The 16762-nt window shown below is 46.9% G+C and carries 13 protein-coding genes; 6 read left to right on the forward strand and 7 right to left on the reverse strand.

What is annotated here, in order from left to right; all coding sequences use genetic code 11:
• Positions 1 to 47 precede the first annotated feature (47 nt).
• From H6G50_RS04825 to ftsH3, 3 genes are all read left to right on the forward strand, one after another.
• Positions 48 to 653, forward strand: coding sequence for a hypothetical protein (locus tag H6G50_RS04825; RefSeq protein WP_190713811.1), 606 nt, complete (start codon positions 48 to 50; stop codon positions 651 to 653).
• Between the two features lie 60 nt (positions 654 to 713).
• Positions 714 to 896, forward strand: a complete 183-nt coding sequence (locus H6G50_RS04830; protein ID WP_190713813.1) for a hypothetical protein — start codon at positions 714 to 716, stop codon at positions 894 to 896.
• Between the two features lie 290 nt (positions 897 to 1186).
• Positions 1187 to 3031, forward strand: a complete 1845-nt coding sequence (gene ftsH3 / locus H6G50_RS04835) for an ATP-dependent zinc metalloprotease FtsH3 (RefSeq protein ID WP_190713815.1) — start codon at positions 1187 to 1189, stop codon at positions 3029 to 3031.
• A 200-nt stretch (positions 3032 to 3231) separates the two neighbouring features.
• On the opposite strand, the gene H6G50_RS04840 is transcribed toward ftsH3, so the two are convergent.
• Positions 3232 to 3813, reverse strand: a complete 582-nt coding sequence (locus H6G50_RS04840) for an SH3 domain-containing protein (protein WP_190713817.1) — start codon at positions 3811 to 3813, stop codon at positions 3232 to 3234.
• Between the two features lie 341 nt (positions 3814 to 4154).
• On the opposite strand from H6G50_RS04840, the gene H6G50_RS04845 reads away from it, so the two are divergent.
• Together H6G50_RS04845 and H6G50_RS04850 are read left to right on the forward strand one after the other, a co-directional pair.
• Positions 4155 to 4952: an MORN motif-containing protein gene (locus tag H6G50_RS04845; protein ID WP_190713819.1), complete on the forward strand. Its 798-nt coding sequence runs from the start codon at positions 4155 to 4157 to the stop codon at positions 4950 to 4952.
• Between the two features lie 89 nt (positions 4953 to 5041).
• Positions 5042 to 5632, forward strand: a complete 591-nt coding sequence (locus H6G50_RS04850) for a hypothetical protein (protein WP_190713821.1) — start codon at positions 5042 to 5044, stop codon at positions 5630 to 5632.
• A 91-nt stretch (positions 5633 to 5723) separates the two neighbouring features.
• Here the strand turns inward: H6G50_RS04850 and H6G50_RS04855 are convergent, their stop codons facing one another.
• From H6G50_RS04855 to H6G50_RS04880, 6 genes are all read right to left on the reverse strand, one after another.
• Complete coding sequence (locus tag H6G50_RS04855; protein ID WP_190713823.1) at positions 5724 to 5942, reverse strand: hypothetical protein; 219 nt, start codon at positions 5940 to 5942, stop codon at positions 5724 to 5726.
• A gap of 154 nt (positions 5943 to 6096) precedes the next feature.
• Positions 6097 to 8145, reverse strand: coding sequence for a response regulator (locus tag H6G50_RS04860; protein ID WP_190713825.1), 2049 nt, complete (start codon positions 8143 to 8145; stop codon positions 6097 to 6099).
• A 78-nt stretch (positions 8146 to 8223) separates the two neighbouring features.
• Positions 8224 to 8598 carry a response regulator gene (locus H6G50_RS04865; protein WP_190713827.1) on the reverse strand — a complete coding sequence of 125 codons (375 nt, stop codon included), beginning with the start codon at positions 8596 to 8598 and terminating at the stop codon, positions 8224 to 8226.
• A 44-nt stretch (positions 8599 to 8642) separates the two neighbouring features.
• A complete protein-coding gene (locus tag H6G50_RS04870; protein WP_190713829.1) occupies positions 8643 to 10511 on the reverse strand; it encodes a PAS domain S-box protein in 1869 nt (622 codons plus the stop codon).
• Positions 10512 to 10595: 84 nt separating this feature from the next.
• Positions 10596 to 14603: a PAS domain S-box protein gene (locus H6G50_RS04875; RefSeq protein WP_190713831.1), complete on the reverse strand. Its 4008-nt coding sequence runs from the start codon at positions 14601 to 14603 to the stop codon at positions 10596 to 10598.
• A gap of 36 nt (positions 14604 to 14639) precedes the next feature.
• Positions 14640 to 14867: a hypothetical protein gene (locus H6G50_RS04880; protein WP_190713832.1), complete on the reverse strand. Its 228-nt coding sequence runs from the start codon at positions 14865 to 14867 to the stop codon at positions 14640 to 14642.
• Between the two features lie 35 nt (positions 14868 to 14902).
• Here H6G50_RS04880 and H6G50_RS04885 point away from each other — a divergent pair, with 35 nt between their 5' ends.
• Entirely contained in the window at positions 14903 to 16549 is a 1647-nt protein-coding gene (locus H6G50_RS04885) for a CocE/NonD family hydrolase (protein ID WP_242032712.1), read from the forward strand.
• The last annotated feature ends 213 nt before the right edge of the window (positions 16550 to 16762 follow it).

Genomic DNA, 16762 nt, shown 5'->3' on the forward strand with positions numbered 1-16762 from the left:
CGTTTGAAACGAGGTTCAGCGTTGAATAGAAAGGGAATATCTCAAAGATGCCTCAATTAGCCCTGCAACAACTCCCTTGCGTTTTGCTCTTGTCTGTTTTGGGACTGACGAGCGCTTGTCAATCTCTCCCCGTACCGCCCGCACTGTTAAGTGCCGCAGGCGTTAGCGCCGAACCGGACTCCGCTCTCACTTACCGCAGCGAACGTCTCGGATTGAGTTTTTCCTATCCCCAAGAGTTAACCATTGAGGAAAAAGGAAGCACGATAAAGGTTTGGGCTACCGAAGATTACCGCGCCGTTCGGGAGGGCAGGTACGCGGGCGGAACGGAACTGCCGCCCCATTTAGCGATCTCGACTTATCCCAATCCCCAGCATTTACCGCTGCGAAAATGGCTGCAAGGGTCGGGAAACGAGTATTTCGGTCTTCTTAAGGAAGATGTTCGAGAAATGCTCCTATCGAATCGCCCTACGCTTTTCTTCAGTTCCGATGCGCTCTACTCGCAGAAAAATGTTCTCTTCGCCAGTCGTCAGGGCGATCGCATCGCAGCGATTAGCAAGGCAGAACTCGAAGCTCGAGGGGGCGACGCTGCTAAATCTCAAACCTATCAACGCGCCTTCGAGCAAATTATCGCCAGTTTCTCGCCCGATAGTTAAACCGAGCCAAAACTCGGTTGTGTCAAAATACGAAGGTGCTAACTTGCAAGGAGAAATTCAATGGACGCGCAGACTCTCAAAGAAAAAGTGGTTAAAATTAAAGGTCAACGCGAATTTTTAGTGACTCTGCTCGAACAGCCCCATCTGGGAACGCTGCGTTTAGATGTCAACCAGGCGTTGGAAGAATTAGACGAACTGCTCGATGAGTTCCGACAAACCTTTCCCAATACGGAACTATCTTAAGCGATCGCATCGCAGCTAAACGCGATCGCACGGAATTCGGCGAGGTTGGGTCGAGCGCGTGCCGCCCAACCTCCGCATTGGCTGAAATTGACAGCTAAATTTTCATTTCAGTTGCGATCGCTTCCTCGAAACAAACCCAGCATTTCCCCTTGTCCCTTACACTGACGTGCTATTTTTCCTGAGAAGCGTTAACATAAATTAATACAAGCAGATTTGCATTTTCAGTTTTAAATCTTGAATTCCGCCCAGAGCGGTACTAACAGATCGTCAACCCCCAGGAGAGCGAGCGAGTGAACAAAAATAAAAAATGGCGTAACGCAGGCTTGTATGCCCTGCTTTTAATCGTTGTCCTTGCTTTAGGAGCAACATTTTTAGATAGCGAGCGAGAAGTCCGCAAAACCTGGAACTATACCCAGTTCGTTCAAGCCGTTCAAAAAGGTCAAGTCGAGCGCGTCCAACTGAGCGCAGACCGCAGCCGCGCTAAATTTGATTCTCAGGACGGCACGAAAGTCGAAGTCATCTTGCCCAGAGACGACGGACTGATCGATATTCTCACCACTAATAAAGTCGATATTGCGATCGTTCCGCCCAACAACGAAGGGGCTTTGTTACGAACCCTCAGCGGTCTATTCTTCCCTATTTTATTACTGGTTGGCTTATTCTTTCTGTTGCGTCGCGCCCAAAGCGGCCCGGGTTCCCAAGCGATGAACTTCGGCAAATCGAAGGCTAGAGTTCAAATGGAGCCTCAAACGCAAGTCACATTTGGCGACGTAGCCGGAATCGAGCAAGCCAAGTTAGAACTGAGCGAAGTCGTCGATTTCCTCAAAAACGCCGATCGCTTCACCGCCGTTGGTGCAAAAATCCCTAAAGGCGTTCTCCTGGTGGGACCTCCGGGAACGGGTAAAACCTTACTCGCTCGCGCCGTTGCAGGCGAAGCAGGCGTTCCCTTCTTCAGTATCTCCGGTTCGGAATTCGTCGAAATGTTCGTTGGGGTCGGTGCGTCTCGCGTGCGCGACTTATTCGAGCAAGCCAAAACCAACGCGCCCTGTATCGTCTTCATCGATGAAATCGATGCGGTCGGTCGCAGTCGCGGTGCGGGTTTAGGCGGCGGTAACGACGAACGCGAACAAACCCTCAACCAACTTCTGACCGAAATGGACGGGTTTGAAGGCAATACCGGAATCATTATCATTGCCGCAACGAACCGCCCCGATGTCTTGGATGCAGCCCTGTTGCGTCCCGGTCGTTTCGATCGCCAAGTGGTCGTCGATCGCCCGGATTACGCCGGACGGGTGGAAATCCTCAACGTTCACGCTCGCGGTAAGACCTTGGGTAAAGATGTAGATTTAGAGCGCATCGCCCGCCGCACTCCCGGTTTTACCGGCGCGGATATGTCGAACTTGCTCAACGAAGCTGCAATTTTAGCCGCGCGCCGCAACTTGACAGAAATTTCGATGGATGAGATTAACGACGCGATCGATCGCGTTTTAGCTGGTCCTGAGAAGAAAGATCGCGTTATGAGCGAGAAGCGCAAGCAACTCGTCGCTTACCACGAAGCGGGACACGCCCTCGTCGGCGCGCTGATGCCCGATTACGACCCCGTACAAAAAATTAGTATCATTCCTCGCGGTCGCGCTGGCGGTTTGACCTGGTTCACGCCGAGCGAAGAACGCATGGATTCGGGGCTTTACTCCCGCGCTTACCTGCAAAATCAAATGGCGGTTGCTTTGGGCGGTCGCGTTGCTGAAGAAATCATCTTCGGCGAAGAAGAAGTGACGACCGGAGCAGCCAGCGATTTACAACAAGTCGCCCGCGTCGCTCGCCAGATGGTGATGCGCTTTGGGATGAGCGAGCGCCTCGGCCCGGTGGCTTTGGGTCGCCAGAGCGGTAACGTTTTCTTAGGACGAGAAATTGCGAGCGATCGCGACTTTTCCGACGAAACCGCCGCAACCATCGATGAGGAAGTTCGTCAACTCGTCGATCGCGCTTATACTCGCGCCCGACAAGTGTTAGATGAGAACCGAGGACTGCTTGACAAATTGGCAGATATGTTAGTTGAAAAAGAAACAGTGGATGCCGATGAACTGCAAGAGTTGCTCGCTAACAACGATGTGAAGATGGCAGCGATCGCTTAATTTCCATCTAACCTCAAATTTTCCGTCAACCTCGATTTCCTATTCTGAGAAGTCGAGGTTATTTTATTCTTTTCAACTGCTTTTTAGAGTCGTTCGTTAATAACTGCTGAGTGTTCGCCGATCGCTGTTATACCAATTCTCCAAGTTCGGACGATACATCTTGAGGCTGAAACCCCTAATATATCTAGTTTTCTTCATTTTTAATTTTTAATTGGTATTAACTGTTCGCTAATCACAGATAACTGCGTCGGTCGATAGGTGCGAATGAAGTTGGATACGAGATCTCGTTCTGCAACCGTCGGTGTTGCCAAACATCCAGCCGTTCCCGCCTGACCGTTATTTTTGAAGGCTGAAGGGTCGTAGTGCAAGCCGAGACCGCTACGTTCCGTAGAGAAGGTCGGTGTAATCGCAGACCAAGCGCCGCCAAACTCGCCCCCGACGTTGATAACGCTGCCGGGATTGTCAAAGCGATAAACTCCAAACGGAAGCGGCGTTTGCGAACCGGCGCGATTCGAGGGCGTTTGTTGACCGGCGCGCCCGGAGACGGCACGAACGGTTTTAACCGTATTGCCGCTGTCGTCCACGAGCCGCACGCTGTAAACTTGAAGGCCATTGCCGATGGTTTCATTCGTCTGCGTTGCGATAATTTCTGCTGCTGTTGCTGAGGAAGAAGCGATCGCGACGGTGAAAGCAGTTGTTGTTAGGAGTTGCAAAAATTTCATGATTTCCTGTAAATGCGGGACGCTCGATCGCCACAGCACAACCAGCCCGTTCGATAGCATCGAAACGAACAGATGAGTTGATTGAAACGAGTAGAATGAGCTAGCTTTAGAGCTTTCGGTCAATTCAGGCAGATGCGGTGCTGAGAATTGCTGAGAGCGCGAGCGTCGATTGTTGTGTTACTTAGGACTACAATTCAGGAATGATGTTTTACGGGAAACTCGGAGGGTATTTGTCGCACCGTAAAAAAGTTTTAAGGACAGAGAGAAACGCGAACCCCGATCGCCGCAGTCACCCTCTTGGGGGAGTATAATTGCAGCAAAGATCGCCGACGCGATCGATTTTTTAGGCACTGTACGTTGCGCTACGGCAAATAAAGCACCCTTTAATGCAGGCAGGATCGATGGATAAGACAAACACTAAGAAGCGAAGTCTCAACAAGCGGTTTGGTGCAGCGCTGGCTGTTGCAGCGCTGGTCGAACTCGCGGGAGGAATCAGTCTCCCTCAAACCGCGATCGCTCAAAACAATCCTTCCCAGGGAAGCCAAAAAAGACCTCCCGTTTGCCGTCCCGCCGTATTATCGGGCTTTACGCGCTGCAACTATGAAGGCGGCGATAACTACGTGGGCTATCTCGTTAATGGCTTGCCCAGCGGTCGCGGTACTTTTGTCTATGCTGGCGGCAATCGTTACGAGGGCGAGTTTCGTAACGGTCTTCCTAACGGGCGAGGACGCTTTATCTTCCAAGACGATGCTCGTTATGAAGGAAATTTTATCGATGGCGTGTTCCGGTCGGGACGAGCAATTTACCCCAACGGCGATGTTTATGATGGAACCTTTACCGTCGTTCGGGACGTGAGTTCTGGCGAAGTCAGCAGTCAGCCGGGAGGACGGGGAACTTTTAGGTTTGCCAACGGTAGCCGCTATGTCGGGGAGTTCTTTGCGGGGCAACCGTTTGGTAAAGGAACCTTTATTCATGTCGTCGATGGCAGAGAACGCGGACGCTGCCAAGGTCAGTTTTTCAATCAGGCTTTGGATGGTAAAGGAACTTGCACCTATCCGAATGGCGATCGCTACGTTGGGGAATATCGGCAAGCTTTGCCGCATGGAACGGGGACGCTGTACCGCACGAATGGCACGCGATTCCGAGGCTTGTTCCGCGATAGCGAACCCTTCAGACCGTCACAGGAAACCAATTCTTAGCGCGAGATGCGATCGCCTCGATAATTGCTCGATAATTAAAGGCGATCGCGTCCCCTACTTTCCACAACCGAAGATTCAGCACCAAGCGTATGAAATCCTTTCAAATTGGGTCGCTTTTCTCGATCGCGGTATCGGCAGCCCTCACGGTCAATCCCGCCTTTGCCTTACCGGGCGAGCGTACCGAAGCCGTCTTAACCTGGATGAATGCTAACCCCACTTTACAGCCAACCACGGGTAATAGCTTGACCGTTCGACGAGAAGATACGCCCTCTCGACGCTTTCGCTTCCAAGCTTCTGCCCTTCCGCCGGGGCGCATCAGCGTTCCCACGACTCCCGGACGCATTCGCAGCGAAAAGTTCGAGATCGTCGATATCGTTAACGGCGTACCAATGCAGCGCTTAGAAGAGTCCCTACGCGCGATCTACGGCTTGGATATCTATAATGACTATGCCCTCGCGTCTTTGCTCTACAGCTACCCCCATGCTGATACCCTAGAGCAAGGGCGGCGGCAGAATCTTCCCTCCCTCGGGGCGCAGCGAGGCGAACTGCGCGAAGGCAAGCGTTTTGCTTACTGGGTTGAAGTAACTTACGCTGAGGACGGAAAACCGTTGAACGGTCAGGTGACGCTATTGCTGAAAGACGATTTAGAGAAACTGGCTTCTGAATTGCGCGATCGCTAATTTTTACGGTTTGACACTCCCTTGGGAATGCTTTTGGGTAGGAAGCGACGGTTATTCGCCCAGTTTTCGAGCGATCGGATTGTCTTTATTCTTAACGCTGTCTCTCAAAATCTTCAATTTGTTTGTTCCGTTCGTCGTTCGGGTTCTTGATATTTTTTTTCGGGAACAAACCCAGCATAAAATTATTGAGAGTAGTTCGAGTTTGCACGCTTGCGCCGCTTAACGGTTGCGGTAAAAACTTATCGCCAAAACCGATAAAAACGACTGCGAGTATAAAAGGAATAATAAAATTAAGAGGTTTTCTTTCCATAAACGATCTCACTCAACTAAAAAACGCTATAAGTAGCCTGCCCTAAATTTCCTGCGTCATGTAACGAAATGTAAATCATTGATATCCAGTCAGAGCAAGAATTTGAGCGTTTTGGCATAGTTGAGTATTTCTGGGGCAGGCTACTTAGTTCACTTTATTTGCGATCGTTTCGTTGCACACCCGGTAGGGGTACTCGACACCAAAACTCGATTTCGTCCCATTGCCTTCGCTTGGTATAGCACGACATCGGCTGATTTTGGCGCTGTGCCATATTTAGTAATAGCTCTAGATCCTGGATGGATTTGCGCCGCGTAGTAGTGCCAGTTAGCTCATCAATTTCTGCAAATCTGTGTAGGATTCGGGTTCGTTCCAGCCGATTCAGGATACGGGCAATTAGTTCGGGCCCGATAATCGGTTTCTGTATGTAGTCATCTGCACCTACAGCAAACACCTGATGTACGATCGCAGTATCATTATGGCCTGAGAGAAACAGCACGGGCAACTCACTCCAGCGTGGGTCGCTGCGAACCACCTGGCAGAGTTCAATACCGCTAAAATCAGGCATTTCTACATCTAAAATCAACAAGTCAGGCGTACTGGCTTGGAGTGTCTGCCAGAATAGCTTAGGGTCTGCCAAAGTTCTAACGTGAAAACCCCACGGTTCCAGCAGATTGGACAAAGCTGCTAGTACCTGAAGATCGTCATCGACAATTAGGATTCTGGCTTCCGGTTTCTGGGTGCGTTTGAGTTCCTGAGACACTGCTTTCACAATTTCTTCTGGGCTAATTGGTTTCTCTAAAAAGACATTTCCGCCCAAACGCGCTACTTCTACCCGATCGCTTAACTGATTGCGTGCTGTCAACACTAACACCGGAATCCTGGGATCTCGTTGCGCCAGTTCAGCTAGTAGAGTCAGTCCGTTCTCTGTCGTGTGGGGAAAGGTGAGGTCTAGGACAATAGCATCAGGTGGATGGCGCGCAATCGATTTTCTTGCAGCCGTTGGGTCTGTTGCTACTTCTACCTGAAAACCCCAAACGATCGCTTCCCTTTTGACCTCTTCGGCCAACACTACATCATCATCGACCACCAGCAACCGACCCGACCTCATCTTTAAAGGGGGATTCGTCGCCGTTGTAGATGGCTTGTCTTCCACAGCTTGCTTGAGACGCACCACCAATTCTTCCAGTTGCCGCGCCTCATTTTCGCCCAAAGACTCTAAGCTTAGCAACTGTTCGATCTGCCGCGCCACCTCCGAACCTTTTGGGAAGCCAAATGAACCCAGCGAACCAATCAAGCGATGCGCCTCCATCCGAGCAGAAGTTCGCAGTCCCAGATCGAGATTTCCGGTAGAGATTTGGGCGATCGCTCGATCGAACAGCACGATATGCGATTCTAAAGTTTGTTTGAATGTATCCCATACTTGTTGAATAACTGCCTGCACTTTGGCTTGAGCTTCGCGCTTGTCTGCGGTCGCCATCGCAGCATTCTGCGTCTTTTCTGGAGAAATCGTTGGCGAGAGGGAATCTTTCGGTAGTTGTTTGAGTCGATAACCCAATCCGTATACTGTCTCAATCAAATCTCTAGTCATTCCCGCTGCTTTTAGCTTCTGGCGCAGACCTTTGATTTGAGTGGAAACGGCTTCCTCTTGTGGAAATTCACCACTATACCAGATGCGGTCTAGGATGGCACTGCGGCTGAAAATACGTCGGGGATTGCGGAGAAAAAGCTCTAGTATGCTGAACTCTTTCGGGGTCAGGTGTAAGGCTTTTCCGCTATAAGTAACTTGAATGGCATCGGGGTCAAGCTGAAGCTTTTCCCAGGTCAACATAGTCAGTAAGCTAGAACTTCCCCTTCGCAGTAAAGCCTGAATCCGAGCGATTAATTCTGACATTTCATAAGGCTTGACCAGATAATCATCGGCTCCTGCTTCTAAACCAATTACCCGATCGCTGGTGCTGTCTTTGGCACTCAACAGCAAAATCGGCATCTGTAAACCGTGCGATCGCAGTCGGCGACAAAGACTAATTCCATCCAGCTTAGGGAGAACAATATCCAGCACGAGCAGATCGTAGTGAAGGTCTTGAGCCAGTGCCAAAGCCATTTGACCATCTGCCGCTATTTCAACAGTGTAGTGATGGGTAGTGAGTTCTTGTGCTAGGACATTAGCTGTCGTCTCATCGTCTTCTACTAGCAGAATTTTCATTACTACCTTAGCTATTGCAACACTTGAGAGCTTACGAAACAAATTTGAGGAAATTTTGAGGCAAGCAGGATACAGACCTTACCACCCCAACGTGGAAGCGACTCGATTTGCTAGTGTCAAAGGGTCAAACGGTTTAGCGATTACCCCAGCCACGCCAAGCTTCGTAAACTGAGCTAAATCACTAGACTGTACCTTAGCAGTAAACAAAATGACTGGAATGGCTTGAGTAGCTGAATTATTTTGTAACTCGCCCAACAGCGTGAGTCCGTCGAGATCTGGCATCATCACATCTAGTAAGATGGTGTCGAATGTTTGAGTTTGAGCTATAGCAAGTCCTTCTTTACCTGATAAAGCCGTCAGCGTCTCCCAACCCCCTAAGTTTTCTAGGCAAGCCTGAATAATCGTGCAGAGGTTTACTTCGTCATCAATAACCAGAATTCGTTTTCCTGGCATTTTTTAAAGTTTAAATCTATAAACTAAAATTGTAACATAACAGACTAATCAAGAAGTTTTGGCAAGGTGAAATAAAAATCACTTCCTTGCCCTAAAACGCTTTCAACCCAGATTTTACCCCCGTGCTGCCGGACAATACTTTTACAAATAGCTAAACCTAAACCTGTTCCTCCTTTTTGGCGGGAGTCAGAAGCATCGACCTGTTGAAATCGTTCAAAGATACTTTCTAACTTATCGGCTGGAATGCCTCTGCCTCGGTCTTGGACTTGAAATAAAACCCAATCTGCTCGATCTTGAATACTAAGCGTAACTGTAGTCTGTGGAGGCGAAAATTTAATGGCGTTGCTGACCAAATTAACCAAAGTTTGGATAATGCGATCGCTATCTGCCCACACTCGAACAGACTTCGATTCAACTGATAGCGAGATCTGACCTTGTACTGCTAAAGGTCGTACTGTTTCTACAGTCTGTTCTAAGAGTGTTGTTGCATCGCACCACTGCTGATTGAGATTGACTTTGTGTGATTGCAGTCGCTCTAAATCGAGAATATCATTAACCAGACGCACTAACCGTTCAGTATCGTGAATGGCGATATCTAACATTTGTTGGGCAGTTTCAGGCTTGTTTTTGAAGACTCCCGCAGCGAGTAACCCCAGAGAACCACGAATGGAAGCCAGAGGCGTTCTCAGTTCGTGGCTAACAACTGAAATAAACTCGCTTTTCATCTTTTCAATAACTTTGCTTTCAGTCACATCCTCTACAGTGCTAACATAGCCAATTAATTCACCAGAAACAGACAGGATCGGGGCTAATTGTACTCGACAAAAGCGAATGATTCCATCTTTATGAACGTAACGAACTTCATCGGAAAATCCCTGTTTTTGAGACACCGCTTTAGACCAATTGGTGATAACTGGTTCTCGGTCTTCTGGGTGGACTAACTGTATCCAACCTTCTCCCAAGGCTTCCTCAAAGGTGCAATCACAAATCTGCTGATAGCAGCGATTTGTATAAACACGTAGCCCTTGAATATCCGTCATAAAAATGCCGACAGGCGAACAATCACTCAGAGAACGGAATTTAGCTTCACTCTGTCTGAGTTCTTGTTCTGCTTGTAGGCGAACTTCTTCGAGGTGCTTTGCTAAGGTGATATCTTGGTGAACTGCAACGAAAACATCGCCATAGTTTGGATGCCTAAATACAGAGGAAGTTGCACTACACCAAAAAGGAGTGCCATCTTTCTTAACATTATGAACTTCATAGCTAGCTTCGCTGTTTTGGAAAACAGCAGCCCGAATCGCTTGATTGATATCTTCTGCCGTTACCCCATCACTGGCATAGTTGAGAATCGAAACGTGCTGACCGTTAAGTTCGCCAGATTCATAGCCAAACATCTGCTCAAATTTAGGATTGGTATAGATAATAATTGCATCTTCGACTCTAATTAAGCAAATGCCTTCTGCCATGTTGCGGGTAATTACAGCTTGAAGATCGAGCAGTTGCGCTTGTTCTAAAAGAATTAGTTGGGTATGCTTCTGCTCCATCACTGTTTCTAAGAGGTGATGGTTCAATTGCTCTATCTTTTGTTTGCTATCTCGAAAATTGCTAGTCAGGAAGTTAATTAAAAAAGCAACTAACACGAAAATAATAAGTTGAACTATATCTTCCGATCGCTCAGTCCAAAATTGATGTTGGGGGACAATAAACCAATAATTGATTGCCAACGTAGAAAGAACAACAGTAACGCTTCCCGATCGCCAGCCACCATACCAAGCCGTCACAATAATAGCGATATAGAAAAACGCACCTATGGTTCTGTGCAGAAACGGTTCAAGACTGAATGTCAGGAATAGCGCGATCGCTGTAGCGCCAATTGCAACTGCATAGGGCAAAAATCGCCGCTCGAATTTCATAACAATGCCTTTTTGCCCCTTAATTAATTTTCTCAAGCTTCTATGAATTCTCAAATAGATAAATAAAAGTGCAAACGAACTTAATTAATCAAGGGGTATAGGTACAGTGAAATAAAAATTACTGCCTTGCCCTAAAACACTTTCCACCCAAATTTCACCCCCGTGCTGCCGGACAATACTTTTACAAATAGCTAAACCTAAACCTGTTCCTCCTCTCTGGCGGGAATCAGAAGCATCGACCTGGTGAAATCTACCAAAAATAGTTTCTAACTTATCAGTAGGAATGCCTCTGCCTCGATCTTCAACCTGAAATAAAACTCGGTCGGCTTGCGCTTGAACCTTCAGCGTAACGGTTGTATGAGAAGGTGAAAATTTAATCGCATTACTAACTAAATTAACCAAAGTTTGAATGAGGCGATCGCTATCCGCCCAGACTTGGACAGAAGTTGGCTCAACTAATAGCACAATCTGACTTTCTACTGCCAAAGTTTGTATTGTTTCAACTGATTGTTGCAAAAGTATAGCCGCATCGCACCACTGCTTATTGAGATTAACTTTGTGTGACTCCAATCGCTCTAAATCGAGAATGTCATTAACTAGACGCACTAACCGTTCAGTATCGTGACTGGCAATGTCTAACATTTGTTCAGCAGTTTCCGGCTTGTTTTTGAAGACTCCCGCAGCGAGTAACCCCAGAGAACCGCGAATTGAAGCCAGAGGCGTTCGCAGTTCGTGGCTAACAATCGAGATAAATTCACTTTTCATCTGTTCGATAACTCGACGTTCGGTGACATCTTCTACCGTTCCCACATGACCGATTAATTTACTGCTACTGCTAGTCATAGATAGGGTAGATGTTCTCATCTGAGCAAAATGAATAGTTCCATCTTGATGGACATAGCGAACCTCAGCCGAAAATTGTTGTTGAGAGGATAGGGTTTGCGACCAATCTCGCATTAGCCATTCTCGGTCTTCTGGGTGAATGAATTGTAACCAACCTTCTCCCAATGCTTCATCAAACGTATAGCCACAAATCGCCTGACAGCGTGGATTGGTATAGGTACAGCGTCCCTCTGCATTCATGCGGAAAATACCAACTGGCGAATTTTCACTTAAAGAGCGAAATTCAGCTTCACTTTGCTGCAACGCTGCTGCTACCTGCTGACGTTCCTTGAGTTCTTCCTGAAGTTGCTGGTAGAGTTCCGATTGTTGAAGGGCGATCGCCATTTGGTTAGCTAGTTGCTGAATTAATTCAATTTCCCAAGCTTGCCACTCTCTAGGTCTAGAGCATTGATGAATAATTAGCAATCCCCAAAGGGTATTTTGTTGGATAATTGGTACAACCAGTTCGGCTCTTACTTGAATCTGTTCGAGAAATTCCACCATACAGGGAAGCAAAGCTTCGTTATGAAGGCGATCGGTGAGAGTGAAAACTTTCCCTCGAGCATAACTATGACGGCAGTGTTCGGGAAAAGCTTCTTCAGGTAAGGTAATATTGGCAATCTGCGGCCATTCCGCTGCGATCGCTTCAGAAATTACAGTTCCAGTACAATCCGGCCAAATTCGATAAACTACCACTCTATCGGCTGCTAATAACTGGCGCACTTCACTAACGCTAGTATTGAGGATTTCTGTGAGGTTGAGGGATTGACGAATTGCTCTAGCTACTGCAACCATCAACCGTTCTCGTTCCATTTGCTGTTGCAAGGCAGTTTGAAAGTGTTCTAGTGCCTGAGTGCGCTGTTGAACTCGAATTTCTAACTCCTGATTGAGTTGCTGTAAAGCCGCTTCAGCTTGTTTGCGTTCCGTAATATCTCGCTGCACCGCTACCCAATTGGTGTACCAACCTGTTTCATCGGCAACAGGTACAATGCTAATTTCAACCCAGAAATGGGAGCCATCTTTGCGATAGTTGAGCAAGTCAATTTGTACTGGCTGCCATTTTTTTAAGGCTGACCGAATTTGCTCTAAAGCCGTCCGGTCTGTGTTTTCCCCTTGCAAAATACGCGGAGTTTTGCCTAAAACTTCCTCTAAGGTATAGCCCGTCATGCGTGTAAAGGCAGGATTGACATACACTATTCGAGGGCCAGGTTCGTCTATGGGTTCAGCTTCAGTAATGACTACCGCATCATGGGTTGTCAGGACAACAGATTCTAACAGGCGCAGTTGTGCTTCTCTCTTCTTGCGATCGCTAATTTCCACCACTGTCCCCAGCATCCGCACCGCATGACCATCTGCGTCGTAGAAAAATTTGCCCTTCCCCTCAATCCAGTGGATGCTACCATCAGGCCAAACTACTCGGCATTGATGTTCGTAATCCTGCCTTTGAAGGCGTGCTTGCTCTACTGCTAATGCGATCGCTGCTCGGTCTTCTGGATAAACATAAGCTATAAACGCCTCATAAGTTCCCGCAAAACTTCCCGGTTCCAACCCAAATAACTGCTCGTGACCCCTTGACCAAATAATACGATTCGTCAACAAATCCCAATCCCAAATTCCCATTTCGGCAACTGACAAAGCTAAGGTTAATTGCTGATTAACTTTAGCGAGTTCATCAGCTTTCCGTAGCACAATTCCAACGATCGCACTTCTCAGTTCTAAAGCTATTGCTATTTCACACTGCTGCCAAGGTAAAGATTTACATCGAACCGTTTCTTGCCATAGCTCAAACGATTTGCGAGGCGTTAGACGGATCTCTCCATTCTGTTTAACTTCAACAGGCTTATTCGGATTACCTGCCCAGTTTACAGTTTGAATAACTTCCGGGCGAAACCACAAAATATAATGTTTTTGGATGTGAGATATAGGAAGTGCCAGCAACCCACTAGCAGCTTCTTTGAATTTCTCAGCGGCCGGATAAATTTTAAATAAAGAATCTGTATGAAAAATATCTCTTTCGTTGTTTGTTACCAACCAATTAATTAACTCTTGAATGTCAGCTAGATCGGGCGTTTGACCGATAAGGGTTACACTTTCATTGGCATAAATAGCTGCTCCTCGAGCGCCTACTAAGTCTAGCAAATTACTTCTCTCCTTGAGTAAGCCATCTACAAAGCTCTCTTCTTGAGAAATAGCTTCAACAAATTTAGACTGAATCGAGTTTAACTTAATTCGGTAATCCAATTTTTCGTTATCTTCTTTAGAAGCTAATTCTAAAGCCATAACTTTTCCTAAAAGCTCGCAAGCAGTACGGATTTTATACGAAATATATTTCGGTGAGTGATGATGACAAGCAATTAATCCCCAGAGTTTCTGGTTCCTCATTAACGAAATTGACATTGAAGCCCCGACACCCATATTTTTGAGATACTCAATATGGATAGGTGAAACACTTCTTAACACACTAAAGCTAAGATATAGCGGTTGATTGGTAACTGGATTTACAACAGGAAATAGTTCTACAGGTTGATAATTCACATCAGGAATTAATCGCAGTAAATTAAGTCCATATAAATGCCTTGCTTGGCGGGGAATGTCTGAAGCTGGGTAGTGTAAGCCAAGATAAGGAGTCAATTCCTCTAATTTATCTTCAGCGACGACCGTACCCGCGTCTTCCGCATCGAATTGATAGACCATCACTCGGTCAAACCCTGTCAGTTTTCGCACTTCCTCGACAATCGCTTGACATAGTTGATTTAAAGTGGTTGTTTTTTGGATTTTAGCAATGGGCGCTTGAACTAAATGATAAAAGCTAAAAAAATCACTGAATTCTTTTGATGTAACGGGTTCTAATTCAAGGATTAACAAACCCTCAGAACGATGAAGAATACCATCAAAGATCATCTCTCCTTTTTGAGTATTGAGAGATAACTCGAGCGGATTGATTGTTCCCATTCCTTCATCTAAATTTTTCTTAATTTGCTGAATTGATTGAGACTCAAAAAACACTTGTAAATTTTCTCCTAATAAATTCTGTGGCTGAATACCAAGAATTCCTGAAGCATTGTGACTAATTTGTAAGATTTTTAGTTGAGGTTCTTGCAAAGATAAAAGGATTCCGTGAGGCTGAATCGATCCCGGAATGTGAATAGGTTCTTTGTCACAGTTGGTTAAAGAGACGGGAGGATGAAATAAGAAATTATTGTGATTCATCGTTAATTTTGTTTTTTGAGATTTGTATTATAATAATTAACAATTGAGATTCAAGGCGGCACTAATATCTACATCTCGCCATCGCCCTTCTCCGGCATTATCATCCGCCATCAAAAGGACATTGGCATGGCACACTTCTTTAGCTGACCTTTTGCCGTTTTTACTGATTTTCAGCAGTTCTTGGCGTTGCTCTAAACTCAGTTTAATGCGATACTTAGCATCGGGGTTACTCATCGGCGCGATCGGAAAACTCTTACACACCATTTTAAGTTTGTCGAGGTATTAGTCTAAACTTCAGAATGAATGTCGATCGAGAAACGGCTACGATGAAAACCCGCGATGGGGTAAGATTGGATGCAGATATCTACCGCCCCGATAGCAACGAACGGTTTCCCGTGTTGCTGATGCGGCAACCTTACGGGCGCGCGATTGCTTCCACCGTTGTCTACGCGCATCCCCAGTGGTACGCCAGCCAAGGGTACATCGTCGTCGTGCAAGATGTACGCGGTAGGGGAACCTCTGAAGGCGAATTTGAGTTATTCGCGCGCGAAGTGGAAGACGGGTTTGATAGTGTCGAGTGGGCGGCACAATTGCCGGGAAGTACCGGCGAGGTGGGGATGTATGGGTTTTCCTACCAAGGAATGACGCAACTGTACGCCGCACAAGCCAAATCGCAGGCACTTAAAGTATTGTGTCCGAGCATGGTTGCTTACAATTTATACTCCGATTGGGCGTATGAAAATGGGTCTTTTTGTTGGCAAGCAAATTTAGGCTGGGCGGTGCAACTTGCAGCAGAAACGGCTCGTTTGAAAGGAGATTTGACGGCGTTTAAAACGTTGTATCTCGCGTCGCGGAATTTACCGTTATACGATTTTTCACCACCGTTTGATGAATGTTTGAGGAGGTATGCACCGGGGAATTTTTTCTATGAATGGTTAAACCATTCTACCGAGGATGAGTATTGGCAAAATCTTTCGCCGAATTTAGAGGGAGTAGATTTGCCAATGCTGCATATTGGCGGTTGGTTCGATCCTTATTTACGAGGAACACTAAACTTATATCGATCGCGTCTCGCATCCGCAAACCCTCAATCGTTAATTATCGGGCCGTGGGCGCATCTACCCTGGGGAAGAAAGCTCGGAGAAATCGACTATGGAGAGACAGCCCAAAGTGCGATCGATCGCTTGCAACTGCGTTGGTTCGATTACTTTTTAAAAGGCATCGATACGGGACTTTTAAACGATCCGTCCGTTTGTTTATTTGAAATGGGAAGCAATCAATGGCGGTATTTCGAGGAGTTTCCTCAACCCGAATTTAAACTTTATGGTTTTGCGAGCGATGGTTTAGCGAGTATTCGGGAAGATGGGGGAAGTTTAGTAGAATTGCAGGCGGATTCTAGCACTAAGAAAGGTGAAAGCTGCGAAGATATTTTAGTAAGAGATCCTTGGCGACCCGTGCCAGCATTAGGCGGTCATGCGATGAGTCCGGCGGGTTCTTTTGAGCGTTCTGCGCTTGATTGTCGCAGCGATATTTTAACCTATACGAGCGCGCCGCTAACCGCAGAGTTACAGATTGTGGGCGAAGTTTGGGTAGAAGTAGATTGCGTTGCGGATGCGCCGAGTTTCGATTTATGTGCGGTGTTATCGGAGGTGCGGCAGCCAGGGAGCGTTTATAATGTTACGCAAGGTTATCTTCGCTGCGATCGCGCGCCCCAGATGCGTCATACTTTAAAGATTCCCCTGCAAGCAACTTGTGCGAAAATCGAGCCAGGGTGTTGCTTGCGTTTGAGCTTGAGTGCGGATTGTTTTCCAGCTTATGCGCTGAATCCGGGGACGGGAACTGAGGCGAAAGTTGCCAACTTTTTAGAGGCTAAAATTATTACAATTCGAGTACGCAGCGGACAAGATTCGCTATCGTGCTTGCGGTTGCCAATTTATCATCCTTAAAGCGCGATCGATCTGGCTCTACTTTATCAATTATCCCTTGTCGAATGGCACTGACTTAAGAAAGAACAAATTGCCTGTAGAGACGTTGTATACAACGTCTCTACGATAATTCTATAGGGTGGGCAGCGCCCACCAGCCTTAAGTCAGTGCCATTCATCCCTTGTCAATTGTCAACTCTTAAATGGATGCGCGTAGCGCTATACGTTGTCAATT

It is taken from the genome of Oscillatoria sp. FACHB-1406, from assembly GCF_014698145.1.
Classification (GTDB): Bacteria; Cyanobacteriota; Cyanobacteriia; order Cyanobacteriales; family Spirulinaceae; genus FACHB-1406.